The organism is Cellulosimicrobium funkei, from assembly GCF_900155925.1.
In the GTDB taxonomy this organism is placed as follows: Bacteria; Actinomycetota; Actinomycetes; order Actinomycetales; family Cellulomonadaceae; genus Cellulosimicrobium; species Cellulosimicrobium funkei.
The window spans coordinates 659,080-684,041 of record NZ_FTMI01000001.1; the positions used below are offsets into that span (position 1 = coordinate 659,080).

The following is a 24,962-nucleotide window of genomic DNA, read 5'->3' on the forward strand; positions in this document are numbered from 1 at the left end:
AAGGGTCCCCGCGCCGCCGGGGCAGCGCAACAGGCGAAGGTCCCGGTCCGGGGCCCCATGGGCACCGCTCCCCATCGAGCCCGCGGCCCGTCTGTGGGTAAGGTCCGTGCGGAACCCCTCCCCGAACCACCGGAGCACTCATGCGTCCCGCCCGTACCGCCGCCCGCCTGACCGTCGCCGCCGCGCTCGCGCTCGGCCTCACCGCGTGCACCGTCGCCGTCGACGGCGGGGACGCCCCGAAGACGTCGGCCCCCGAGGAGACGACGACGGAGGAGTCCGCGCCCGCCGAGGACGCCGAGGAGACCGACGACGCGGCGGCGGAGACCGGCTCGGACGGCGAGCTCCCCGACTGGGCCAACCCCGTCGCGACGCCGGGCGAGCAGATCTCGACGTTCAACGTCGGCGACGTGCGCGTCGACGTCTACCAGGTGGGCGTCACCCAGGCCTCGAAGGACGGCCTGTTCGTCGACCCCGAGACCAACCAGCCGCTCATCGCCGCGGGCGACGACATCGTCTTCATCAACTACGTCATCACGAACGAGGGCGACCCGATCGACCTCGGCTCGAGCCTCGTGAGCATCGACGAGCGCTACGACGACTGGCCGTACATGCAGGGCATGGACACGATCGTCGACGACGCGCTGTACGAGGCGCAGGGCGTGCACGACGACGCGATGCACAACCAGGCGTACCGCGAGCCGTCGGTGTACCCGTTCACGACGGGCCAGTCGTACTCGTACGCGACGAACTTCCGCTACCAGCCCGGCTCGCCGATCACGTTCGACGCCGTGATCACGCCCGTGGACGCGGAGGGCGAGCTCCTGCACGACGAGCGCATCGAGGGCGAGGGCACCGGCACGATCTCCTGACGCCGCCCGCGCCTGCCGCGAGAGCCCCGGTCCCGACGGACCGGGGCTCTTGTGCGCTCAGCGCCGGGTCAGGTCCTCGTACTCCGGGTGCCGCTCGACGTACGCGCGGATGAAGGGGCACAGCGCGACGACGCGCTCGCCCGACTCCCGCACGCTGTCGAGCGCGCCGGCGGCGAGCGCGGACCCGACGCCGCGCCCCTCGAACGCGGGGTCGACCTCGGTGTGCGTGAAGATCACCGCGCCCGGCTCCCGCACGTAGGCGGCGAAGCCGGCGACGACGCCGTCGTCGGTGCGGGCCTCGAAGCGGTCGCCCTCGTCGGTGACGGTGACGGTGGGCGTGCGGGGTGCGGGGCTGTCGGTCATGCCGCCATCGTCGTCGGCCCGGCGCCCCCCGGACAACCACGGCGCGACCCCTGAGACGGCGGTCACGTCGGGCGTGGCGACACGGATTCGCTACCGGCCGGACGGCTTCCGGGTGCGACACTGGGACGGTGGTCCAGGATTCCCCGTCGCGCGCTGACGACCCCGAGAACCCCGAGCACCGGCGGGACGACCTGACGACCGAGGGGACGACGTCGGGCACCGCGCCCGACGCCGAGGTCCGGGCCTCCCGCAACCCCTACCGCGCCGTGCTCACGCTGCCCGGCGCGTGGCGGTTCTCCGCCGCGGCGCTCGTCGCGCGCCTGCCGATGTCGATGGTCGGCATCGGCACGATCCTCATGATCCAGGGCATCTACGGCGAGTACGCGCTCGCGGGACGCGTCGCGGCCGCGCTCGTCGTGGCGCAGGCGGTCGTGTCGCCGCAGATCGCGCGCCTCGTGGACCGCACGGGGCAGCGCGTCGTCATGCTGCCGCTGCTCGCCGCCGCGACGCTCGGGCTCGGCGGGCTCATCCTGTGCGCCGTGCTCCGCGCGCCCGAGTGGACGCTCTACGTGTTCGCCGCCGTCTCCGGCGCGACGCAGGGGTCGTACGGCTCGATGGTCCGCGCGCGCTGGACGCACGTCGTGCCCGACGCGCGGCGCCTGCACACCGCGTACTCGCTCGAGTCCGCGCTCGACGAGCTCGTGTTCGTCGTCGGGCCCGTGCTCGCGACCGTGCTCGCCACGAGCGTGTCGCCGTCGGCGGGCCTGATCGTCCCCCTGGTCGCGGCCGTCGTGGGCGGGCTGTGGTTCCTGTCCCAGCGCGCGACCGAGCCGCCCGTCGTCGTGCCCGAGGCCGGCGTCAAGCAGCGCTCGGCCATGCGGTCGACGGGGATGGTCGTGCTCGCCGTGATCTTCGTGGCGATGGGCATCGTGTTCGGCGCGACCGACGTCTCGACCATCGCGTTCGCCGAGGAGGAGGGCCAGAAGGGCGCCGCCGGCGTCATCCTCGCCGTGTTCGCCCTGGGATCGCTCATCTCCGGCCTCGTCTACGGCGCCCGCCACTGGGTGTCCCCGCTGTGGCGCCGGTTCGTCATCGGGATCGTCGCGCTCGCCGCGGGCGTCTCGCTGTTCTTCTTCGTCACGTCGATCCCCGTCCTCGCGGCGGTCATGTTCGTCACCGGGTTCGCCATCGCGCCGACGCTCATCAACGGCAACAACCTCGTGCAGAACCTCGTGGCGCCGACCCAGCTCACCGAGGGCCTCGCGTGGGTCGGGACGTCGCTCGGCGTCGGGGTGTCGATCGGTTCGTCCGTCGCCGGGTCGCGCATCGACGCGGGTGGCGCCCACGCCGGGTTCGAGGTCGTCGTCGCCGCGGCCGCGCTCGCCGTCGTGCTGGTGCTCGTGGCCCTGCGGTCGCTGCGACGCAGCGCCGACCGCGAGGCTGTCGAAGACGGCACGCCGACCCGCTGATGCGGTCCTCACCGGATGCATAGGCGTGCGGGGCGCTTCTCGTCTCGGCCTGCTGCCGGAATATCACCCTCATCGGCCGTCGCTCACCAAGCGGCGGTCCCGTAATCTACGCGGGTGAGCGCCGTCGACACGACCTACGTGCACATGGGTGAGTACGTACGCATACTGCTCGCGGGCCAGCAGACTCATGTGATCACTGGGACCGTGCTACAAGTAAGTCCGCACGCAGTCCAAGTGCGCCAGGACGGCACCGAGAAGAGCTATACCTTTCCAACGACAGCAATCGTCACGATCGAAGTGCAGCTACAGTCGCATCCAGGCTGGACGGCAGCGACCATGCCCCCTCGGCTGGGCGACCTGCTAGCGCCCTTCAACACCGCGTTCCTCACAGGCACAGGCGCCATCCCCCGAGACTTACAGCGCCAACAGATTGACCAACTTATCGCAAAATGTGACGACGCAGAACGTGCACTAATCGACTTCGACATCCGAGACCTCACCGCGAATCTGCGAGACGCGATTGTCCAGTTTGCCAAAATGCGCGAAAGCGACGATTTTTCAAAGGTAGACCACTGTCGGTCAGTAATAAAGTCCAAAACTGAACAGATTAAGCGACACTCCAGCAGTGAGACACTCCCTCTTGGAGTGGCGGCAGAGCACCTAAGGCGCATAACAGAAGAGCATTGGCGGTCGACGCTCCAGAAGTTCGACCCACGACCTCGATTCACGGTGAAAAAGTCCGCAACCCGCGTAGCCATTTCGCGAACCGGCGAGGTCGAGCTGCCCCTCAGAGTCCAGATAGAAGCCGGCCTAGCACCAGCTAGCTCAATCGAGGTTGTTTTTGACGACTCAGAGAAAATCCAGCACTTGACGGGGGCTCCGCTCATTTCGCGGCAAGAGGCTGGCGAAACACGGACGGTCCGCAGCGTCGCCGTGCTGGATCACACTCTGACATTTGGTGAGTCGCAACTCAGCATTCGTGCTCAACTGCGATATAAGACCCTAACGGGCGAAACGCGACTCTCACCCATACAGACGATTCTCTATAATCTTGTTCCGGAATCTCACTTTGAGGCGATACCGAATCCCTACCGGGCATACGCTGGCGGCACCGCAGTCGAAGACCCCCAGATGTTCTTTGGGCGGACGGAACTGCTCACGGATCTCGTAGACCAGCTACGGAATGGGCCACTCGGGACCGGGTTCGCCCTCTACGGGCAGAAGCGAAGCGGGAAAACAAGTCTAATTGAACAAGTAAGGCGACTCTGCTCCGCGAAGCCTGCTATTGTGACTTCCGTATCCGTGGGGATTCTCGACCGAGATAATCTGACAGTTTCATTTGTGCGAAGTGTGCTTGATCAAATCCGCCTTCGCATGCTGGAGAATCTCGACGGAACCAGTTTTGATCAACTCATGCGCCTTTGGCCGGCAGAAGACAAGATCGACTCTCGTCCGCTGGAAAGCCTGCAGTCAGCACTCGCTGCTGGCAGGGCAATGCTCTCGCGCACCGCCAGCTGGCCTCGAGTTCGATACATATTCCTCTTCGACGAGTTCACATATCTCTTCGAGGTCCTCAGGGGCCGCGACTATCAGGACAAGGCCCGCGAGGACATCCGGGAGTTCATGCGGCAATGGAAGGCTCTTCTTGAGTCACGAGCGTTCTCAAGTTTGATTATTGGCCAAGACACCATGCCGCTGTTTATGCAGCGATTTCCAAACGAATTCTCGAGCATGGCGCCCGTTCGACTAGGATATCTTGCCCTCGATGAGACGCGCAGTCTCGCGGACAAGCCGATCTTGGAATCGGACGGAAGCTCTCGATACACCGGATACTCGCTTGAGTCGATATATGAGCACACGCGCGGACATCCCTTCTTTACGCAGGTGCTGTGCGATCGCATCGTGCGTTTAGCAAACCAACGTCGGAAGCCCCAGATTACTGAGGTCGACGTGGACGATGCCGTTGAATCCCTGGTTTCAGGTCCAGAGAAGCTGGACCCCTTCCGATTTGACTGCTTGCTTACGGCGGACAACACGGGACTTGTAGCTTTGGAGGGTGACGGCGAGACCGCCGAGCGTTTCGATCCCGACGCTGAGTACCCTTTCACCGTCCTAGCGCGAATCGCGGCCCTCGCTGGCGCAGGTAATCAAGTGGTCGACGTGTCGGATGTCGTCGAAGGGGCCGACGACCAACTTGTCATAAACGATCTCTTAAAGAGAGACGTCCTCGAGTGGGACAACGGCGTTCGGATCAAGATGCCGCTCTTCGCCGAGTATCTTCGGCAGGGCTTATGACGCCAATCGAGACCTTTTGCGACCGCGTATCTGATCAACTCCGCAGCGGCGGCAACTGTTCCGTGGTTGGCCCACCGGGTTCAGGAAAGACCTGGATTCTGGAACGGGTTCGCGAGTCAATTTCCAGCGGTTCCATGGACGCCGCCCGTGTGGACCTTCAAAGTTGTCGCTCTGGTTCAGACGCTATAAGAGCGCTCCTTGGAGCGATCGTTGGTGGCACGGCCGAGATCCCGAGCCTGGTCGGCTGGCGAGATCTTCGCACACGGCTCGACCTAGCGCCAGCGCCAATCTTGATCGTCGACGAGTTCGATGCAGTCGAGCGCTTTCCGGATGGCGCTGATTTTCTTCGCAACCTACGCGAGCAGGTTCAGTATGGTGGCGCGAGAGGGCTACGGCTCCTCGTGGCCTCTAGACGCCCCCTCCGCTTGCTCGAGGAGCGACTTCGTGGGATCTCTACCCTCGATAGCGTGTTCGCGCCGTTCCACGCCCCACTTCTTGAGCGCTCCGATATTCGACTTTTATGGCCAACAGTTGCAACCTCCGGTCGGAGGGTTTCCGCCGTGCTGGATTGGTCCGGCGGCGTCGCACATCTCTGCAAGTTGTACTGTGACGCGGTTGCAGGTGGGGCGGACCCCTCGTCCGTCGACGTTGCGAGATCGTCATGGGCAAGCCGCATGGCTGACTACCTAGAGGCGATCGGGCTTTGGGAAACGGTGTCACAATACGCCCTCGGGCCTGTGCTGAAGGAGGCCCCGCTAGATCGCGCCAGACTCGTAGCGATGCACGTGATACCAAGCGACTGGCGAGACGGTGGTCGAGGATTGTGGGACTTTGAGCCCCTCGTGGACGAGATTCGGCATCGAAACCTGTTCTTCGAGTCGTGGGGTGACGTTGGACGCCACGAGGTGGCTGGTCGTCGTCTCGCCGTGGAGCTGCTAGACCAGACTAGTTGGCGTAACGGGGATCATCCGGCCTACGCGATACTTGCCCAGAGTACCGCGCGAGCACGAGAGGCAGGCGTGGATAACCCCTCTCTTGCCGACGCGATCGGGTATCTGGAGGAGGGGCAGGTGTGGGCGGTGGTCTCCAGGTCATGGGGACTTCCTCAGCGACGGCTAGAACCCGACGATCCGAAATACTGGCGATCCAGGTTTTCGCATATTGGAGGTGTTGGATCGCTCCGGGGCGTGCGCCGAAATTTTGATGCTTCTCTCTGTTGCAGTTACGCCGAAGAGATGATCGAGCAGCGACGGCTGCTTGGGGCACAAGCGCCGTCATCCGGTAATCTGTCTGGTCGACGGTTAGCTGAACCGCTTGATGGTGTCGAACTGGAACTCCGCGAAGCGCCGGCTAAGAGACGCCGCCTTGCGCGGCGGCTCGGGGCCGTCCTGGGTGCGGCCGCCGCTATCGCTACGATTGTCCAGGTTGTGCGCGAGATTCTCTAATCACTAGTCGAGATTGCACTCCTCTTTTCCCCGGATAGCGGCGCGTACTGACGGCTCCTGCGGGGCGCTCATCGTCTAGGATTCATGGTGGGCGCGCTCGCCCTCCTGGTCGAAAATCGTCAGGATTTCGACCGGGCCGTCGTGCGCGCCGAACGAGTGCGGCACCATCGTCGAGAACTCCGCCGCCTGGCCCTCGTGGACGAGGATCCGGCGGTCCGCGAGGTAGACGACGGCCGTCCCGGACAGCACGGTGAACCACTCGTGCCCCGGGTGGACGCGCTGGTGCTCCGGCCCGACGGCGCGCTCGGGCGTCAGGCGCATCTTCGCGACCATCGTCCCGGTCCGCTCGCGCGACAGCAGCCACGTGGTCTCCCCCGGGCGGCGCTGCGGCTCGGGCCGGATCACGACGTCCTCGTCGTCGACGGGCTCGACGAGCTGGTCGAGGGTCGTGCCGAGCGCGCGGGCGATCGGCACGAGCTGGTCGAGCGCGATGCGCCGGTGCCCGGTCTCGATCCGGCTGAGCGTGGACGGGCTGAGGAAGCAGCGCGCGGCGAGCGCGTCGAGCGTCCAGCCGCGCGCGAGCCGCAGCCCGCGGATGCGCTGCCGCACGACGGCGTCGAGGTCCGGTTCTTGCGTCATGAGCAAGATCCTATGCTCGCCGCGCACGGTCGTCCTACGGTGGAGCCATGGACCTCCCCGCCCCCGGGCGCCCCGCGCCCACCCCCGACGCCGCCGTCGCGGTCTCCCCGCACCGCGACGGTCACGCCCCGGGGCACCCCGCTGAGCACGGTCACACCCCCGGCAACGCGCTCGAGCACGGCCACACCCACGCCCACGGCCCGCACGACGGCGCCGGGCTGGCCGAGCTGCTCGAGCTCGACGCGCTCGTCTTCGGGCATCTCCTCGACGAGGCCGTGGCGGTCGCCGTCGGGCACGCCCCGGACCCGACGCGCGCCGTGGTCGACCTCGGTGCGGGGACCGGCACCGGCACCCGGGCGCTCGCGCGGGCGTTCCCGGAGGCCGAGGTCGCCGCCGTCGACGCGGACGCCGCGATGCTCGACCGCCTGCGCGCCCGGCTCGCCGGGACCGGTCTCGCGGACCGCGTGCGCACCGTCGAGGCCGACCTCGACGCCGGGTGGCCGCCCGTCGGCGTCGCGGACGTCGTGTGGGCGTCGGCCTCGCTGCACCACGTCGCCGACCCGGCGCGCGTCCTGCACGACGCCCGCGACGCGCTCGCCCCGGGCGGCCTGCTCGTCGTCGTCGAGATGACCGCGAGGTCGCCCGTCCTGCCCGACGGCGCGGACCACACCGACCTCGCCGCGCACCTCGAGAGCGCCATGGCGCACGCCGGCTGGAACCGCTACCCCGACTGGACCCCGTACCTGACCGACGCCGGGCTGGAGGTGGTGGACCGGCGCGAGCCAAGCGCCGTCGTGCCGCCGGGGCCGGACACGTCCCGCTGGGCGCACGCCACCGCGCTGCGCCAGCGCGAGCACCTGGCGGACCAGCTGGAGCCCGCCGACCTCGCCGCGCTCGACGCCGTGCTCGCCGCGACCGCGCCCGGCACCACCGACCACACCGTCCGCGCCCGGGGCGGCCGCGTCGTCTGGGCCGCCCGCCGCCCCCGCTGAGTGCATCGAACAGTCGCCGTCCGGGCCGATCCCCGCGACTGTTTCACGCACTCAGCGGTGGACCCCCGTCCCCTGCCGAGGAGAGTCATGGACACCCCCACCGAGAAGAACGCCCCCTACGACGTCGCGATCGTCGGCGGCGGGCCCGCCGGGCTGAGCGCGGCGGTCACGCTCGCGCGGTCGCTGCGGTCCGTCGTCGTGCTCGACGCCGGCGAGCCCCGCAACGCGCCCGCGGAGGGCGCGCACAACCTGCTCGGGCGCGAGGGCGTGCCGCCGCGCGAGCTGCTCGCCACCGGCCGCGCCGAGGCCGAGGGTTACGGCGCCGAGGTCCGCGACGCGCGCGTCGCCCGCGCCGACGGCGACGCCGGCTCCGGCTTCACGCTCACGCTCGACGACGGCGGGACGGTCCGCGCGCGCCGCGTGCTGCTCGCGACCGGTCTCGTCGACGAGCTGCCCGACGTCCCCGGGGTCCGCGAGGGCTGGGGGTCGAGCGTGCTGCACTGCCCGTTCTGCCACGGGTGGGAGGTGCGCGGCCAGCGGATCGCGGTGCTCGCGACCGGGCCCGCCGCGGCGCACCAGGTGCTGCTGTTCCGCCAGCTCACCCCCCACGTCACGCTGTTCCAGCACACCGCCCCCGAGCCCGACGACGCCACGTGGGAACAGCTCTCGGCGCTCGGCGTGCGCGTGGTCGAGGGGGAGGTCGCGCGGCTCGACGTCGACGGCCGGTCCGTGCGGTCGGTCGTGCTCGCCGACGGGACGTCGTTCCCGGTGGACGCGGTCGTCGTCGGGCCGCGGTTCGTCGCGCGCGGCGAGCTGTTCGAGCAGCTCGGTGGCACGCTCGAGGAGCAGCCCCTCGGGCGGTTCGTGCCCGCCGACCCGCGCGGCCAGACCGCCGTCCCGGGCGTGTGGGCCGCAGGCAACTCGAGCGACCTCATGGCGCAGGTCGGCGCGTCGGCGGCGGCCGGGGTCATGGCCGGCGCGGGGATCCACGGGGAGCTCGCGCAGGCCGACGCGGCGGCGGCCGTCGCGCGCCGCCGGACGCCGTTCGCGGCGCACGCCGAGCCCGCAATCTGAGGGGGCGACCCCAGGCACCCGGGCCGGGCTCGCGGTCGAGAGCGACCGCGCGCCCGGCCGCGCGGAGGGTGACGCACGAGACGCCCGCTCGCGCTGCGCGGCCGGGCGGCCCGTCGCACGATGGAGGACGACCCCAGCCCACCGTGGAGGTACGTCATGCCGTTCGGAATCGGTCGCTCCCCGCAGGACAAGCGCAACCGCACGGTCGCCGACCTGCTCGTCGCGCAGCTCATCGAGGCGGGGGTGCGCCGGATCTACGGCATCGTCGGCGACAGCCTCAATCCCGTGGTCGACGCCGTGCACCGGTCCAACGCGGGCGAGAACGCGGGCAAGGGGATCGAGTGGATCCACGTGCGCCACGAGGAGGCCGCCGCGTTCGCCGCGGCTGCCGAGGCCGAGGTCACGGGCAACCTCGCGGTGTGCGCGGGGTCGTGCGGGCCGGGGAACCTCCACCTCATCAACGGCCTGTACGACGCCAACCGGTCGCGCGTGCCGGTGCTCGCCATCGCGAGCCACATCCCGAGCAAGCAGATCGGCACCGGGTTCTTCCAGGAGACCCACCCCGACCGCTTGTTCACCGAGTGCTCCGTCTACTCGGAGATGATCTCGAGCGCCGAGCAGGCGCCGCGCGTCATCAACTCCGCGATCCACCACGCGTACGGCGCCCGCGGCGTCTCCGTCCTCACGCTCCCGGGCGACGTCGCCGACCTCGACGCCCCGGCCGCCGTGCCCGACGTCGCGTGCCGGCCCGCGCCCCCGCGCGTCGTCCCCGACGCGACCGCCGTCCAGCAGCTCGCGGACGCGATCGACGCCGCGAAGAAGGTCACGATCTTCGCCGGCGCGGGCGTGCGCGGCGCGCACGACGACGTGATCGCGCTCGCCGACAAGATCGCCGCGCCCGTGGGCCACTCGCTGCGCGGCAAGGAGTTCATCCAGTACGACAACCCGTTCGACGTCGGCATGTCCGGACTCCTCGGCTACGGCGCCGCGTTCGACGCCATGCACGACTGCGACCTCCTCGTGCTGCTCGGCACCGACTTCCCGTACGACCAGTTCCTCCCGGAGTCGGTCCGCACGGCGCAGGTCGACGTCGACCCGACCCACCTCGGGCGGCGCACGCGCCTCGACCTCGCCGTCGTGGGCGACGTCGGCGAGACGGTGCGCGCGCTCCTGCCGCTCGTGAAGAAGGCGCGGTCGCGCAAGTTCCTCGACTCGATGGTCGCCAAGCACGAGAAGGCGATGACCGGCGTCGTCGGGGCGTACACCAAGAAGGTCGAGCGCACGACGCCGATCCACCCCGAGTTCGTCGCGGACACGCTCGACCAGGTCGCCGCCGACGACGCGGTGTTCACCGTCGACACGGGCATGTGCAACGTGTGGGCCGCGCGGTACATCACGCCCAACGGGAAGCGCCGCGTCATCGGGTCGTTCATCCACGGCTCGATGGCCAACGCGCTCCCCCACGCCATCGGCGCCGCGGCCGCCGGGCGTGCAGGGGGCCGTGAACGTCAGGTCGTCGCCATGGCCGGTGACGGCGGCCTCTCGATGCTTCTCGGCGAGCTCGTGACGCTCAAGCACTACGACCTGCCGGTCAAGGTCGTCCTGTTCGACAACGCGAGCCTCGGCATGGTGCGCCTCGAGATGCTCGTCGACGGCCTGCCGATGTTCGGCACCGAGTCGCCGCCCGTGGACTACGCCGCGGTCGCGAACGCGATCGGCATCCCGGCGGTGCGCGTCGAGAAGCCGAAGGACCTGCGCCGCGCCCTCCAGGAGGCGCTGAACCGGCCGGGGCCGGCACTCGTCGACGTCGTCACCGACCCCCGGGCACTCTCGATCCCGCCGAACATCACCGCGGGCCAGGTCCGCGGGTTCGCGGTCGCGATGAGCAAGGAGGTCCTCGGCGGCGGCATGGGCGAGGTCGTCTCGATGGCCCGCGCCAACCTGCGCAACGTGCCCCGCCCGTGACCGACGAGCCCACCCTCGCCGACGTCCGCGACACCGCCCGGGAGGTCTTCGGCTACCGCGACCTGCGCCCCGGGCAGCGCGAGGCGATCACCGCGCTCCTCGACGGCCGCGACGTCCTGCTCGTGCTGCCCACGGGGGCCGGCAAGTCCGCGGTCTACCAGCTCCCCGGCCTCGAGCTGCCCGGGCCGACGCTCGTCGTCTCGCCGCTCATCGCGCTCCAGCAGGACCAGGTGCGCTCCCTGCTCGAGCTCGGCGACGACGACGCGCGGGCCGCCGCCGTGAGCTCGGCCGTGCCCGCGTCCGAGCGCCGCGCCGCGCTCGAGGCCGCCGCCGCGGGCGAGCTGGAGTTCCTCTTCCTCTCGCCCGAGCAGCTCGCCAACGAGGAGGTGCTCGACGCCGTCCGCGCGGCCCGGCCCAGCCTCGTCGCGGTCGACGAGGCGCACTGCGTCTCGACCTGGGGGCACGACTTCCGGCCCGAGTACCTGCGCGTCGGCGAGCGCCTCGACACGCTCGACCCGCGACCGCCCGTGCTCGCGCTCACCGCGACGGCGTCCCCGCCCGTGCGCGAGGACGTCGCCGAGCGCCTGCACCTGCGCGACGCCGCGGTGATCGTCCGCGGGTTCGCCCGCCCGGGGATCGCGCTGGAGGTCGTGCGCACGGTCGAGGCGGCGGACAAGGACCGCGCGGTCGTCGAGCGGGTGCGCGCGGAGGCCGAGCACGGCGTGGGAATCGTCTACGTGGGCACGCGACGTCGCACGACCGAGGTCGCCGACGCGCTCGCGGAGGCGGGCCTGCGCACCGCGGCCTACCACGGCGGGCTGCGGCGGGCCGAGCGCGACGAGGCCCAGCGGCGTTTCACGGACGACGAGGTGGACGTCGTGGTCGCGACGTCCGCGTTCGGCATGGGCATCGACAAGCCGGACGTGCGGTTCGTCGTGCACGCGGACGTCCCCGGTTCCCCGGACGCCTACTACCAGGAGGTCGGCCGCGCGGGCCGCGACGGCGAGCCCGCCGTCGCGGTGCTCTTCTACCGGCCGGAGGACCTGGGCCTCCAGCGCTACTTCGCGGTCGGCGTGCCCGACCGCGACGACCTCCGCGAGGTCGCGCGCGCCCTGGGCCGGGGCGGCCCGGCGTCGGGCACGTCGTCGTCAGGAGGGCGGGCCCGGCTGCCGCGGCGTCTCGCACGCCTGCGCGCGCTCGTGGAGGACGCGCGGGCGCTCGCCGGCGAGGACGCGCGCCCGGGTGCGGTGGCCGACGTCGCGCACGAGCTCGCGGAGGCCCGGCGCCGGGTCGACGACTCGCGCCTGCAGATGATGCGCGCGTACGCCGAGACCCCGCAGTGCCGCCGCCAGTTCCTGCTCGCCTACCTCGGCGAGGAGCTGCCCGAGCCGTGCGGGCGCTGCGACAGCTGCTGGGCCGGGACCGCGGAGGAGAGGGCCGCCGACGACGCGTCCGCGCCGTGGTCGACGGGCACGACGGTGCGTCACCCGGAGTTCGGCGAGGGGACCGTCATGGGCTACGAGGGCGACGACCGCGTGACGGTGCTCTTCGAGACCCACGGGTACCGGACCCTGAGCCTCGACGCGGTGACGGACCAGGGCCTGCTCACGGCGTCCTGACCCGCGGCCGGTGGCCGGCGCGGGCGCGCGTCCGGCGCCGCCTGCCCGGGCGGTAGCATCGCCGCGTGCTCACCAGGACGACGGTCACGGACGACCAGCTCGCGGCGCTCGTGGCGCCGCTCGGCGACGCGCTGCGGTCCGAGCCGCTGAGCGGCGGGATGTTCGCGAGCGTCTTCGCGGTCGACCTCGCCCCGCGGCCCGGCGTGACGCCCGACGACGTCCCGGGCCGCGTCGTCGTCAAGGTCACGGGCGCCGACACGTCCCGGCTCCTGCGCTACGAGCACGGCATCCCCGGCACCGAGGCGGCGGCCTACCGGGCCGCCCACGCCGCGGGCCTGCCCGTCCCGCAGGTGCTGCACGCCGACCTCACGCGCGAGCACGTGGACGGCGACGCGCTCGTCGTGACGTTCCTCGACGGGACCCTGTGGAGCGCGCGCGAGGACGACGCGGCGGAGTCCGCCGCCGTCCGCCGTGGGCTCGGGTCGTTCATGGCGCGGCTGCACCGGATCGCGGGCGACCGGTTCGGCTACCCGGCCCCCGCGTCGGGCCTCGCGGCCGCGACCTGGCCCGACGCGCTGGCCCGCATGGTCGACGCCGTGCTCGACGACGCGCGCACGTGGGGGGTCGAGCTCCCGGAGGCCCGGGTGCGCGACGCCGTCGCCCGGCACCGCGAGGTCCTCGCCCGCGTCGAGGTCCCCCGGCTCGTGCACGCGGACCTGTGGCCGGGGAACGTGCTGCTCGCGCCGGACACCCCGCGGATCGTCGGCGTGCTCGACGCCGAGCGGTCGCTCTGGGGCGACCCGCTGTTCGAGCTCGCGGGCGCCGACCAGCTCGGTGCCGGGCCCGTCGACGCGGACCTCCTCGCGGGCTACGCCGCCGAGGGCGGCGACCTGGGCCTCGGCGACGGCACGCCCGGCAGCGGCGACCCCGCCGCGTGGACGCGCCTGCGCCTGTACCGCACCTACCTGTCGTGCCTCCTCGCGGTCGAGGTGGTGCCGCGGGGCTACGAGGGCGACTGGGTCGAGGGGTACGCCGGCACGGCCCGCGCCAACCTGCTGCGGATGCTGGACGAGCTGGGCGTCTGAGACTCCCCCGTGGGGAGTCCTCCCCATGTGACGTACCCCCGGATCGCCCCACGGCACGGTCGGGTCACGGTAAGGTGTGCGTACGTTCACGACAACTCCACACGCCACTCCCGCGCCGTGGCCACCCGTCCGAGGGGACCTCGCATGATCGCGTTCATCGTCATCGGCATCGCCGGACTCGCCCTCCTGCTCCTCTCGCTGCTCGTCGGCGAGATCGTCGACCTGGGTGACGGCGCGGTGTCCGGGACGACGCTCGGCGTCGGTGGCGTGGTGTTCGGCGCCGTCGGCGTGATCGTGGCCTCCAACGACCTGCCGACGTGGCTCGCGTACGTCGGGTCCCTCGTCGTGGCGCTCGTCGTCATGGCCCTCGTCCAGCTGCTGGTCAAGAACCTGCGCGCGTCGGAGGACGGCGTCCCCGTGTCCCTCGTGGGCGTCCAGGGCACCGCGACCACCGCGATCGACCCCGCGCGCGGCGAGGTCTCGCTCGACGCGGCGCACGAGCTCGAGCGCCGCCTCGCGTGGTCCGACGAACCGATCCCGGAGGGCGCGCGCGTCGTCGTGCTCGAGCAGTCCGGGAGCCGCGTGCGCGTCCAGCGGCACTACCCCAACGACTGAGGTCCGACGGACCGACCACGACGCCCCGCGCGTCGTCCCGTGGGTGCTGCGCACCCGCACGACTGCCGCACGTCCTGACCTGCCCGCACCCACGGAAGGAGACGCGCCCCGGCGCGGACCATGTTCGACGACACGAACCTCATCACGACCCTGGCGATCGTCGCCCTGGTCATCGCGTTCTTCGCGGTGGTCATCTTCATCAGCAAGCGCATCCGCCGCGTCCCGCCGAACGAGGCCCTGGTCATCGTGGGCCGCGGCGCGGGCCGCAAGGAGGCCGGGGGCAGCGGGCAGAAGGTCGTCGTCGGCGGCCGCACGTTCGTCTGGCCGATCCTCCAGCAGGGCTTCTCCATCTCGCTCGAGCAGCGCCAGATCGGCATCACGGTCGAGGGCGTGGACAAGAACCGCATCAAGATCGCCATCAAGGCGTCGATCAACTTCAAGGTGCGGGGCGACGAGGAGGGCGTGCGCCGCGCGGCCCAGCGCTTCCTCTCCCAGCAGGGCACGCTCACCGAGATCATCAAGGAGTCCCTCGAGGGCTCGCTGCGCTCCATCGTCGGCGACATGACGATCGAGCAGATCATCTCCGACCGCAAGGGCCTGTCCGACCGCGTCGTCGAGTCCACGAAGGCCGACCTCTCGGAGCAGGGCCTCCAGGTCGACCTGCTCAACATCTCCGACATCTCGACGCCGGGGTCGGACTACCTCGCGAACCTCGGGCGCGCCGAGTCGGCCCGCGCCCGCCAGGTCGCCGAGGTCTCCGAGGCCGAGGCGCAGCGCGCCTCGGAGTTCGCCGTCATCGAGGCGGCCGAGCAGATCGCCGAGCGCCAGAAGGCCCTCGACCTCAAGCGCGCCGCGATCAAGGCCGACACCGACCGCGCCAACGCCGAGGCCGAGGCCGCGGGCCAGCTCGCGCGCGCCGAGCAGGACCGCCTCGTCGCGCAGCAGGAGCGCGAGGCGCTCGCCGAGCAGGCACGCGTGACGCAGGAGCGCCTCGACATCGAGGTCCGCAAGCCCGCCGAGGCCAAGGCGTACGCGGAGGTCCAGGAGGCCAACGCGCGTCGTGACGCCGCGAACGCCGCCACCGAGGCCGACGCGTACAAGCGCACCGTCATCGCCGAGGCCAACAAGACCGCGGCCATCCAGGACGCCGAGGCGTCCGCGCAGGCCGTGCGTCGTGCCGGTGAGGCCGAGCGCGACCGCCAGGTCGCCCTCGCGGCCGGTATCCGGGCCGAGGGTGAGGCCCGCGCCGCGGCGATCGAGGCCGAGGGTCGCGCCGAGGCGGCGGCGACCGACGCCAAGGCCGACGCGCTCCAGAAGTACGGCGAGGCGGCGCTCGTCCAGGAGCTCATCGAGCGCCTGCCCGAGATCGTGCGGGCCGCGGCCGAGCCGATCGGCAACATCCAGGGCATGACCGTCGTCTCGACCGACGGCGCGTCCGCGCTCACGAAGAACGTCGCGTCCGTCCTGGGCGAGGGCCAGGGCGTCATCAAGCAGCTCACCGGCGTCGACATCAACCAGCTCATCGCCAACCTCGCGGGCACGCAGCTCGCGGGCTCGGGCGACGCGCCGACCAACGGCACGTCGCACTGACCCACCCCGCCGAGCATGCGGCCATGGCCCGTCCGGAGCTCCGGGCGGGCCACAGCCGCATGGTCGGCGAGCCGGCCGGCAGAACCGGGGCCGGTCAGGCCCAGCCGAGGCGCCCGAACGCGTTGAGCGCGAGCAGCACGCCGAGCGCCCCGAGCACCCAGCCCGTCATGTCCGTCGCGTTCTTCGTGAGCCACCGGTCGAGACGGTGCAGCACCGGGTCGACCGCACGCGCCGCAACGAGCCGGCCGAGCAGCAGCAGGAGCGCGGGCGCGACCATGACGACGCAGTACGCGGCGAGGATCGCAGCGTTCCCGGGCCAGCCGACGTCGGACGTCGTGACGATCCCGATCGCGGCGAGGTACGGCAGCATCGTCCCCACCTCGATCGCGACGGCACCGAGGGCCAGCCCCATGAGCGGCAGCACCGACGAGCGCGTCCGGACCACCCCGGTCCCGACGGCGTCCGCCTCGATCCCGAGCGCACGCTCGCGCCACCGCGAGAGCCTCCCCGGACGCGGGGGCGCCGACGGCGCCCCTGGTCCGGCGGTCCCGGCACCGGCACCGGTCCACGGGCTGGGCCCCACGGCGTCGGGCCGGCCGGCGGCGGACGGGGCGGCGTCGGACTGCGCGGCCTTGCGCGCCGCGCGCTTGCTGTCGAACCGGAAGCTCAGCGCGAACAGCCCGATGCCCAGGAGCAGCTGCACGATCGCGGCGGCGCGTGTGTCGAGCGCGTCGCCGAACCGGTCGAGGAACGCGCCCGCGCCGAGCAGCACGACGATCCCGACGGCGAGGTAGAACCCCGCCACCGTGCCGAGGTACACGAGCACGCGCCCCGCACGCAGCCGCCCGGGCGCGAGCAGGAGCCACACGGGGATGAGCAGCGTGCCGAAGCTCGTGGAGTCGATGAGCGCCAGCACGACGAGCACGCCGGCCATCGCGGCCAGGCCGAGGCCCGGACCGCCGACGGCGTCGAGGTCGAGGGGGAGGTCCATGGCCCGAGCCTCCCGTCCGGGCGCGCGCGCGTCGTCCGGCGAACGACCGACCCGCGCGCCGCACCGCGGGCCGCGGAGGAGCGAGACGGGCGCAGTTCCGGGGAGCGGGCGCGGGCGTCGTACACCGTTCGACCGATCCGCTGCCCGGCGGGCTGTGCTGGGATGGGGGCGTGAGCACGCACGACGGCGGGACGCAGGACGCGCGCGCGGCCGCGCCCGGGCGCACCGGGCGCTGGCGCGCGGCGGCCGGTTCCCTGCGCGGCGTGTGGCGCATCGAGGACCGGCGCAACGACCTGTTCTCCGCCGTGACGACGTTCGTCCTCGGGTGGGTGCTGCTCGAGGTCGGGCTCGTCGGCATCGTCCGCGCGTCGTTCGTCGTGGAGCCCCCGCACGCCTGGTGGCGCGTCGCGCTGCTCGGCGTCGGGTGCCTCCTCATCCTCGTCAAGCGCGCGCACCCGATCCTCGCGCTCCTCGGCGGGGTCGTCGTCACCGCCGTCGACCTGCGGTGGGGCGGGAGCCTCGCCCTCATGCTCGTGCTGTGGGACCTGCTCTACGCCGCGGCGCTCTGGTCGCGGCCCCGGGCGCGCGCGTGGCTCTGGGGCGTCGCGGCGACGGTCGTGGCGGTGGGCGCCGTCGGGGCGGGCGAGGCCACGCGGGACGTGCGGGAGTTCGTGTACATGGGGCTCCAGCTCAGCGCGCTGCTCCTCGTGCCGATGTGGTGGGCCACCAACGTGCGCACCACGAGCGAGCTCGCCGAGGTCGCGAGCGAGCGCGCCGACCTCGCCGCGCGCGAGGCCGAGGCGTCGGCCCGCACGGCCGACCTGGAGCGCCAGCGCGCGAGCGACCTCGAGCGCATCGCGCAGCTCGACCGGCACGAGGCCGTCCGCGCGGAGCGGGCCGCGATGGCGCGCGACCTGCACGACGTCATCGCGTCGCACCTGTCGACCATCGCCATCCATTCCGGCGCCGCGCTCGCCCTCCCGCCCGACGCCGCGAAGGACCGCGCCGCGCTCGAGCAGGTGCGCGCGAGCGCCGTCGCGTCGCTCGACGAGATGCGGTCCATGATCCTGCTGCTGCGCACGGAGGGGCGACGCGAGGACGGCGGTGCGTCCGACGCCGTCGTCGCCCCCGGCCGCCTCGCCGGCCTCGACACGCTCCTCGCCGCCGCACGCGCGACGACGACCGTCACGCTCCACGACCCGGACGGTGTCGCCGCGTCGCCCCTGCCCGCGGCGGCGGACCAGGCGCTGTTCCGCATCGCGCAGGAGGCCGTGACGAACGCGCTCAAGCACGCGCCCGGCGCCCCGGTCGTCGTCGAGCTCTCCCGGCACGGGGCGGCCGTCGTGCTGGAGGTGCGCGACGACGGCGCCCCCGGCTCCGGGACGGTCGAGGCGCCGCTGAGCGCCGGCACCGGCCTGCTCACGATGCGTGAGCGCGCCGACGGTCTCGGCGGCACGTGCAGCGCCGGCCCGCTGCCCGCGGGCGGGTGGTCCGTGCGCGCCGAGATCCCCGTGGCCGGGCTGCCCGTCGAGAGGCAGGACGCGTGACGCGACGACCGGTCCGGGTGCTCCTCGCCGACGACCACGCCGCCATCCGGGCGGGCCTGCGCCTCCTGCTCGACGCCGCGCCCGACGTCGAGGTGGTCGGCGAGGCCGCGGACGGCACCGCCGCGGTCACGAACGCCCGGGCGCTCCGGCCCGACGTCGTGCTCATGGACCTGCGGATGCCGGGCGTCGACGGCATCGAGGCGACACGCGTCATCACCGGCGAGCGCCTCGCCGAGGTCCTCGTGCTCACGACGTTCGACCTCGACGAGTACGTGGACGGGGCGCTGCGCGCCGGGGCCGCGGGGTTCCTGCTCAAGTCCGCCGAGCCCGCCGCGCTCATCGACGCCGTGCGGCGCGTCGCCGACGGAGACGGCGTCCTCGCACCCGAGGTCACCCGCCGGCTCCTCGCCGCGTTCGCGCGCGACCCCGTGCCCGACGCCGCCCCCCGGCCCCACTCGGGATCGCGCCCGGGCGGCGCGGACGGTCCCGGGGACCCCGCGGCGTCGGGCGGCGGGGGCGTCGTCGACGACCGGCCCGACCCGCGGCTCGTCGACCTCACGCCGCGCGAGGTCGACGTGCTCGCGGCGCTCGGCCGGGGCCTGTCCAACCAGGGCATCGCGACCGACCTCTACATCACCGAGGCCACGGCCAAGACGCACGTCTCACGCGTGCTCGCGAAGCTGGGCGTCGCGACCCGCATGCAGGCGGCGATCGTCGCGCGGGACTCCGGCCTCGCCTGACCGCCCCTTGCACCCGACCGCCGACCACGCGCCCGACGCCCGCCCGAGCACGGGGTTACCGACCGGAACCCGCCCGATCCGGTCGCCGACCCCGTGCTCGACGGGTGGGCGGGGGCGGGGCGTGGGCGGCGGGCCGGGGTCGGCGCCGGGGCGGGGCAGGCGAGGGGTCGGGTCGTCAGGGCTGGTCAGGCCGGGGCGAGGTCCGGGCTCTGCACGACGAGGGCGGCGTGCCGGGCGCCCGCCCGCATCGCCTCCTCGACGCCCGCACCGCGCAGGTGAGCGTCGAGGAACCCGGCGAAGAAGCCGTCGCCGGCGCCGTTCGTGTCGACGACGTGCGGCACGGGCTGTGCCGGGACCTCGACGAAGCCGCCCTCCGGCGTGAGCGCGACTGCGCCGCGCGAGCCGTGCGTGCAGACCACCAGGCGCGCGCCCGCCGCGACCCGGGCGGCCATGAAGCCGCGCCAGTCGTCGAGCCGGTCCCCGCTGAGGAACACGTGCGTGCCCGCGTCGACCCAGGGCCGGTGGAAGGCGGACTCGCCGTCGTAGTCGTGCAGGTCGACCCAGACGTCGCGGCCTCGGGCCACCGCGAGGTCGAGCACCGGGAGGGCGGGCAGTGCCAGGTCGACGACGACGGCCCGCGCCACGTCGAGCGCGGCGACCGTGGCGTCCCACGCCTCGCCCTGGGCCGGGACCTCGCCCGGTGCGCGCAGGTAGACCGAGACGCGGCCGCCGCCGTCGTCCATGAGGTTGAGGTGGCTCTCGGTGCGGCCGTCGGGCGAGGGCTCCGCGAGCACCCGCACGCCCGCGCCCTCGAGAAGGGACCGGACGCGCGCGCCGTCGTCGTCCGCCCCGAGCACGGTGCGCAGGAGCACCGACCGGCCGAGGCGCGCGAGGTTGAGCGCCTTGCCCGCGGACGTGCCGCCGACCGTGTGCCGGTGCGACCGCGCGAACACGGTGTGGGGCGTGGGAGCGGGCAGCTCGTCGAGCTGGACGAGGAGGTTCCACGACGCCGGCCCGGCCACGAGGACCTCGGCCTGCGGGGCCGCCATCAGTCCGTCACCGTGATGCCGAGGCTGTGGGCGAACGTCGCGGCCAGGCGGGCGAGCTGCATCGAGTCGATGGTCGAGCCGCGCAGCGACTCGATGCCACCGAGCTCGTCGATCTCGGCACCGCGCAGGTCCACGTGGGCGAGCGTGGCGCCCTGCACGTCGAGCCGGCGCACGCGCGTGCCCTCGAACGCGACGCGCAGCGCGTCGGACGCGACGAGGTCGAGCTCGTCGATCGTGCAGTCGGTGAACACCACGTCGCGCAGCGACGCGCCGCGCAGGTTGACGAACCCGAGCTTGCACCCGACGAACCGCACCCCGGCCCACGACGACTCGTAGAGCTCGGCGGACCCGAGGCGCGCGCCCCGCACCTCGACCTCGCGCCACCGGCCGCGCGTCCCGCGCACCACCGGGACGTCGAGGCGCCCCAGCACGACCTCCGTGAGCGTCACCGCCCCCAGGTCTGCCTCGTCGGCGCGCACCTGGTCGAGCCGCGTGGAGAACACCGTCGCGCCGTGCAGGTCGAGCCGGTCGAGACGGAGGTCCGTGATCTCGAACCCCTCGAGATCGGCCTCCGCCTCGAGGTCGTAGGCGTCACCGGGCTGGAGGTCGTCCAGGACGACCGGGTCGATCGCGGGTGGTTCGGTCGTCGGCTTCTTCGGGGGCACGCCCCGAGCCTAGGACTCTCCACCGACGCCCTGCGCCGCGGGCGTCCGCGCCTTGACGACCTCGAAGATCGCCGTCCAGCCGTCCCGCCCGTGCCCGGCGGCGAGCGTGCGCTCGTAGTGCGACAGCACGGCGCGCGGCAGCACGTCGTCGACTCCCAGCTCCTCGCTCGCTCCGAGGACGTGCGCCGCGGTCGCGCCCATCATCGTCGCGGTGCTGAGGTGGCCCGGGTGGACGCCGGTCTCGAACTCCGCGCCCGGCGGGCCGTCGCCCGCGATCATCGCGGGCGTCTCGACGAGCGTCCGCAGCGCCTCCGGGACGAAGTTCGTGGGTGCGACCCCGGCCGCCTGCGCGAGCGCGGCCGCGTGCGCGACGCCCGACAGCGCGGTGAGGAACACGTCGAGCTGCGCTTGGTACAGGAGCTGCGCGAGCCCCGGGTCATCGCCGAGGTAGCGGGGTGCGCCCAGCAGCGCGAGCGTGGTCTCGTGCGCACGGAACGCCGCCTCCGGACCGCTGTAGTACACGTACGCGTCGGCGCCCCCGACACCTGGTGGGGGCGTCATGACGCCGCCCGTGACGAGCGTCGCGCCGTGCTCGTCCGCCCACCGGGCCGCGGTGCGGGTCTCTCCGGGGGTGCCCGAGCCGAGGTTGACGACCGTCCGACCGCGCAGGACCTCCGTCGCGGCGTCCAGGACGTCGTGCATCGCGGCGTAGTCCGTCAGGCTCAGCAGGACGAGGTCGCTCGCCGCCACGGCCTGGGCCGCCGTCGTGGCGAGGACCGCGCCTTCGGCCACGAGCGCGTCGGCGCGCGCCGGCGTCCGGTTCCACACGGTGACGGGGTGGCCCGCGGCGAGCAGCGTGCGGACCATCGCCTGGCCCATCGGGCCCAGGCCGATCAGGGTGACGGGGGCGGGTGTGCTCATCGTGCTCCTCCTGCGAGGGCGGTGCCGACGGGGGTGCGGACCGGGTCTCGGAGGCTCTCGACGGCGCGCGCGAAGCCGTCGGCGCCGTGGCCTGCCTCGATCTGACGGCGGACCAGCGCCTGGACGGCGGCGACGACGTCGGTCGCGAGCCCGGCCTCCGCGCTCGCCCGGACCATGTCGGACAGGTCCGAGAACTCGAGGCTCTGCTGGCCAGGGCCCGCGTAGTCACGGCGGTCGATGACGTCGGCGTAGCCGGCGAGCTCCGACGTCATCGCCGCGATCCAGGGCGCGGCACGGCGTGCGAAGTCGCGCGCGCTCACACCCGCCGTCCCCACCATCGCGACGCCGTGGAAGAAGCCCGCGAACATCGCGTACATGCCCGCGAGCAGCGCCAGGTCGTAGAGCGGCGCGAGGCCCGGGTCCTCGCCGAACCACGTGCTCGCGCCCCACGTGTCGAGCACGGGGCGGGAGTCGTCGAACGCCGCGCGCGACCCGCTGTACAGGATCTCGGCCCCCGCCCCGCCGATCATGCCGGGGACGGCCATGATGCCGCCGTCCAGGTAGGCCGCCCCGTGGGAGCCCGCCCACGCGGCGAGCTCGCGCGACTCCTCGGGCGTCGTCGTCACGAGGTTGACGAGCGTCCGGCCCGCGAGCTCCTCCGCCACCGGGTCCAGCGTCTGGTGCACCGACGCGTGGTCGAGGAGGACCGCGACGACGAGCGGCGAGGCGGTGACGGCGTCGCGCACCGACGCCGCTTCGCGCGCGCCGGCCGCGACGAGCACGTCCGCACGTCCGGGCGTGCGGTTCCACACCGTGGTGGGGTGACCGACGGCGACGGTCCCGGCGGCGAGGGCGCGGCCCATCGCCCCGAGGCCGAGCACGGTGACGGGCCGCGTGGCGGCTGCTGGGGCGGGTGACTGGTCGGACATCGTTCCTCCGGGTCGGGTCGTGGGTCCTGGGGCGGCCGGCGGCGCGGCGTGCCCTCGCGGTCCACCCTCCCCGGCGTGCGGTCCCCCGGGAAGAACGCACTTCGAGGTGGGGTTCTCACCTCTGGGTGAGCGTGCAGGTCAGGGCGTCCCCCGGAACGGAACGGGTCTGCGACGAAGGAGCGAACGATGACGACGACGGTCCGCACCTCCCCCGGCACGGGGACGCCCACCGGCACGTCCACCGGCACCGCGCGGCGCGGGCCCTACGTCTGCGGGCTCGACGCCGCGATGGACGTCGTGAGCGGGAAGTGGAAGTCGCTCATCCTCTGGGAGCTCGAGGACCACGGCGTGCGCCGGTACGCCGCGCTCAAGCGCAGCCTGCCCGGGGTGAGCGACAAGGTGCTCGCGCAGCAGCTCCGCGAGATGGAGGCGGACGGCTTGCTCGTGCGCGAGGTGTTCCCGGAGGTGCCGCCGCGCGTCGAGTACTCCCTCACCGAGCACGGCAGCACGCTCAACGCGGCGCTCGAGTCCCTCGGGGACTGGGGTCGTGACCGCATCGAGCGGATCGGCGCCGCACGCCTCGGCTGAGCCGGGGCCTCAGGGCTCCGGGTGCAGGGCGTCGTAGCGCCAGAACCGGCGCTGGGCCCGCACGACGAGCCACAGCACGACGACGCACGCGACACCGCCCGCGACGGCGGCCCACGCCTCCCCCACCCAGGTGGCCTGCGCGCCGAGGACGAGCTCGCCGAGGCGGGGCCCGCCCGCGACGACGACGATGAACACGCCCTGGAGGCGGCCGCGCATGTCGTCGGGCGTCGCGGTCTGGAGGATCGTCTGGCGGAACACCGCGCTCACGGCGTCGGACGCGCCCGCGAGCGCCAGCGCGACGCTCGCCGCGACGACGCCGCCCACGAGGACGGTCGTCGGGGTGGTCGCGTCCACGCCGAGGAGCACGACGCCGAACAGCACGATCGACAGCCCGTAGGCCGTGATCGCCCACACGATGACGCGGCCCTGCCACCGCACGCGCGACAGGCCCCCGGAGAACACGCCCGCGAGCACCGCCCCGACGGCGAACGCCGCGGTGAGGACGCCCGTCGTCGCCTCGCCGCCCCCGAGGAACACGACCCCGGCGGCGGGCAGGAGCACGCGCGGCGAGGCGAGCACCATCGCGGCGAGGTCGACGAGGAACGTCGTGCGGACGTTGGGCTGGGTCGCGAGGTACCGCAGGCCGTCGACGACGGACCGCCACCCCACGACGCGGCGCCGGCGCCCCGCGGGGGCGGCGGCGACCGCGGCCGGGGCGCCGGGCCCGGCGGGCAGAGGCGGGATGTCGGGGAGCCGCCACACGGCCCACAGCGCGGCCGTGAACAGGACGGCGTCGATCGTGTACGCGACCTGGTAGCCCCACAGCGCGACGAGGAACGCGCCGCCCAGCGGGCCGACGGTGAGCGCGACGTTCCACGCGATCGTCTGGAGCGCGTTCGCCGCGGGCAGGAGCCGCGGCTCGACGAGGCGCGGGATGATCGCGGAGCGCGCCGGGTTGTTGATCGCGAACGCCGCGGACTGCGCCGCGACGAGCGCGTAGAGCACCCCGACCGAGTTCAGGTGCAGCCACGCCTGGACGGCGATGAGCGCGGTGACCACCCACAGCGCCGTCGAGGCCGCGAGCGCGACCTTGCGGCGGTCGTACGCGTCGACGAGCGCGCCGCCGTAGAGCCCGAGCACCACCAGCGGGACGAGCGCGCAGAGGCCGAGCACGCCGACCGCGAGCGACGAGCCCGTGAGCGCGTACACCTGCAGGCCGACGGCGACGACCGTGAGCTGCGAGCCGAGGTTGGAGATGCCGAGCCCCCACCACAGGCGGCGGAACGGCGGGGAGATGCGCAGCGGGGTCGTGTCGGCGAGAAGACCGTTGACTCGAGCCACGACCGCCGAGCCTACGTCAGCCCGCAGGCCGCGCGGGCAGACCGGCCGCGCGGGCCGGCCGGGCGCGGGACGCCCGGGAGTCGGCGGTGGCATCCTGGGCGATCCCTGCGAGCTCCCGGACAAAGGTGGAACCCGTGGCACCCTCCGCTGCGTCTAGCAGTCGTGAGGAAC

General features: G+C 72.8%; 22 protein-coding genes. 14 read left to right on the plus strand and 8 right to left on the minus strand.

The genetic code is table 11. The features are described from left to right. The first annotated feature begins 140 nt into the window (after window positions 1-140). Window positions 141-869 carry a hypothetical protein gene (locus BXA05_RS02855; protein ID WP_076403783.1) on the plus strand — a complete coding sequence of 243 codons (729 nt, stop codon included), beginning with the start codon at window positions 141-143 and terminating at the stop codon, window positions 867-869. A 57-nt stretch (window positions 870-926) separates the two neighbouring features. On the opposite strand, the gene BXA05_RS02860 is transcribed toward BXA05_RS02855, so the two are convergent. After that, window positions 927-1,232 carry a GNAT family N-acetyltransferase gene (locus BXA05_RS02860; protein WP_061266992.1) on the minus strand — a complete coding sequence of 102 codons (306 nt, stop codon included), beginning with the start codon at window positions 1,230-1,232 and terminating at the stop codon, window positions 927-929. Window positions 1,233-1,498: 266 nt separating this feature from the next. Between BXA05_RS02860 and BXA05_RS02865 the strand changes: the two genes are divergently transcribed. The 3 genes from BXA05_RS02865 (at window position 1,499) to BXA05_RS20770 (ending at window position 6,441) form a co-directional block, all read left to right on the plus strand. Beyond that, a complete protein-coding gene (locus BXA05_RS02865; protein ID WP_244550376.1) occupies window positions 1,499-2,701 on the plus strand; it encodes an MFS transporter in 1,203 nt (400 codons plus the stop codon). 114 nt (window positions 2,702-2,815) lie between these two features. Continuing rightward, window positions 2,816-4,996, plus strand: coding sequence for an ATP-binding protein (locus BXA05_RS19530; protein ID WP_143311016.1), 2,181 nt, complete (start codon window positions 2,816-2,818; stop codon window positions 4,994-4,996). Continuing rightward, the gene (locus BXA05_RS20770; protein WP_076403787.1) at window positions 4,993-6,441 is read left to right on the plus strand and encodes an ATP-binding protein; all 1,449 of its coding nucleotides are present in this window, start codon (window positions 4,993-4,995) and stop codon (window positions 6,439-6,441) included. The genes BXA05_RS19530 and BXA05_RS20770 overlap by 4 nt, the downstream gene beginning before the upstream one ends. 75 nt (window positions 6,442-6,516) lie before the next feature. Here the strand turns inward: BXA05_RS20770 and BXA05_RS02880 are convergent, their stop codons facing one another. After that, window positions 6,517-7,080 (minus strand): helix-turn-helix domain-containing protein, encoded by a 564-nt coding sequence (locus tag BXA05_RS02880; RefSeq protein ID WP_076403789.1) that lies wholly within the window; start codon window positions 7,078-7,080, stop codon window positions 6,517-6,519. Between the two features lie 47 nt (window positions 7,081-7,127). Here BXA05_RS02880 and BXA05_RS02885 point away from each other — a divergent pair, with 47 nt between their 5' ends. The 7 genes from BXA05_RS02885 (at window position 7,128) to BXA05_RS02915 (ending at window position 16,020) form a co-directional block, all read left to right on the plus strand. Next, window positions 7,128-8,072, plus strand: a complete 945-nt coding sequence (locus BXA05_RS02885; RefSeq protein ID WP_083711298.1) for a class I SAM-dependent methyltransferase — start codon at window positions 7,128-7,130, stop codon at window positions 8,070-8,072. An 87-nt stretch (window positions 8,073-8,159) separates the two neighbouring features. Then, entirely contained in the window at window positions 8,160-9,146 is a 987-nt protein-coding gene (locus BXA05_RS02890) for an NAD(P)/FAD-dependent oxidoreductase (protein ID WP_076403791.1), read from the plus strand. Between the two features lie 156 nt (window positions 9,147-9,302). Then, window positions 9,303-11,111 (plus strand): pyruvate dehydrogenase, encoded by a 1,809-nt coding sequence (locus tag BXA05_RS02895; protein ID WP_076403793.1) that lies wholly within the window; start codon window positions 9,303-9,305, stop codon window positions 11,109-11,111. After that, window positions 11,108-12,730, plus strand: coding sequence for a RecQ family ATP-dependent DNA helicase (locus BXA05_RS02900; protein ID WP_076403795.1), 1,623 nt, complete (start codon window positions 11,108-11,110; stop codon window positions 12,728-12,730). Before BXA05_RS02895 ends, BXA05_RS02900 begins: the two co-directional genes overlap by 4 nt. Before the next feature lie 65 nt (window positions 12,731-12,795). After that, complete coding sequence (locus BXA05_RS02905; protein WP_076403798.1) at window positions 12,796-13,815, plus strand: phosphotransferase family protein; 1,020 nt, start codon at window positions 12,796-12,798, stop codon at window positions 13,813-13,815. A 144-nt stretch (window positions 13,816-13,959) separates the two neighbouring features. Further along, entirely contained in the window at window positions 13,960-14,430 is a 471-nt protein-coding gene (locus BXA05_RS02910; protein WP_076403800.1) for an NfeD family protein, read from the plus strand. Between the two features lie 120 nt (window positions 14,431-14,550). Beyond that, entirely contained in the window at window positions 14,551-16,020 is a 1,470-nt protein-coding gene (locus BXA05_RS02915) for a flotillin family protein (protein WP_034652746.1), read from the plus strand. 94 nt (window positions 16,021-16,114) lie between these two features. Here the strand turns inward: BXA05_RS02915 and BXA05_RS02920 are convergent, their stop codons facing one another. After that, complete coding sequence (locus BXA05_RS02920) at window positions 16,115-17,011, minus strand: GAP family protein (protein ID WP_076403802.1); 897 nt, start codon at window positions 17,009-17,011, stop codon at window positions 16,115-16,117. 170 nt (window positions 17,012-17,181) lie between these two features. Between BXA05_RS02920 and BXA05_RS02925 the strand changes: the two genes are divergently transcribed. Together BXA05_RS02925 and BXA05_RS02930 are read left to right on the plus strand one after the other, a co-directional pair. Continuing rightward, the gene (locus tag BXA05_RS02925) at window positions 17,182-18,558 is read left to right on the plus strand and encodes a sensor histidine kinase (protein ID WP_083711299.1); all 1,377 of its coding nucleotides are present in this window, start codon (window positions 17,182-17,184) and stop codon (window positions 18,556-18,558) included. Further along, window positions 18,555-19,298, plus strand: coding sequence for a response regulator (locus BXA05_RS02930; RefSeq protein WP_076403804.1), 744 nt, complete (start codon window positions 18,555-18,557; stop codon window positions 19,296-19,298). Before BXA05_RS02925 ends, BXA05_RS02930 begins: the two co-directional genes overlap by 4 nt. Window positions 19,299-19,483: 185 nt before the next feature. Here BXA05_RS02930 and BXA05_RS02935 read toward each other — a convergent pair whose 3' ends face one another. The 4 genes from BXA05_RS02935 to BXA05_RS02950 are packed head-to-tail and all read right to left on the minus strand — an operon-like array spanning window position 19,484 to window position 22,862. Then, the gene (locus tag BXA05_RS02935) at window positions 19,484-20,347 is read right to left on the minus strand and encodes a carbohydrate kinase family protein (RefSeq protein ID WP_076403806.1); all 864 of its coding nucleotides are present in this window, start codon (window positions 20,345-20,347) and stop codon (window positions 19,484-19,486) included. Beyond that, entirely contained in the window at window positions 20,347-21,012 is a 666-nt protein-coding gene (locus BXA05_RS02940) for a pentapeptide repeat-containing protein (protein ID WP_021483362.1), read from the minus strand. Before BXA05_RS02940 ends, BXA05_RS02935 begins: the two co-directional genes overlap by 1 nt. 9 nt (window positions 21,013-21,021) lie before the next feature. Further along, the gene (locus tag BXA05_RS02945; RefSeq protein ID WP_009861162.1) at window positions 21,022-21,933 is read right to left on the minus strand and encodes an NAD(P)-dependent oxidoreductase; all 912 of its coding nucleotides are present in this window, start codon (window positions 21,931-21,933) and stop codon (window positions 21,022-21,024) included. Next, complete coding sequence (locus tag BXA05_RS02950; protein ID WP_076403807.1) at window positions 21,930-22,862, minus strand: NAD(P)-dependent oxidoreductase; 933 nt, start codon at window positions 22,860-22,862, stop codon at window positions 21,930-21,932. The genes BXA05_RS02945 and BXA05_RS02950 overlap by 4 nt, the downstream gene beginning before the upstream one ends. A 186-nt stretch (window positions 22,863-23,048) precedes the next feature. Here BXA05_RS02950 and BXA05_RS02955 point away from each other — a divergent pair, with 186 nt between their 5' ends. After that, window positions 23,049-23,450 carry a winged helix-turn-helix transcriptional regulator gene (locus BXA05_RS02955; RefSeq protein ID WP_082774275.1) on the plus strand — a complete coding sequence of 134 codons (402 nt, stop codon included), beginning with the start codon at window positions 23,049-23,051 and terminating at the stop codon, window positions 23,448-23,450. Window positions 23,451-23,459: 9 nt separating this feature from the next. Here the strand turns inward: BXA05_RS02955 and BXA05_RS02960 are convergent, their stop codons facing one another. Then, the gene (locus BXA05_RS02960; protein ID WP_076403809.1) at window positions 23,460-24,791 is read right to left on the minus strand and encodes an MFS transporter; all 1,332 of its coding nucleotides are present in this window, start codon (window positions 24,789-24,791) and stop codon (window positions 23,460-23,462) included. Between the last annotated feature and the right edge of the window lie 171 nt (window positions 24,792-24,962).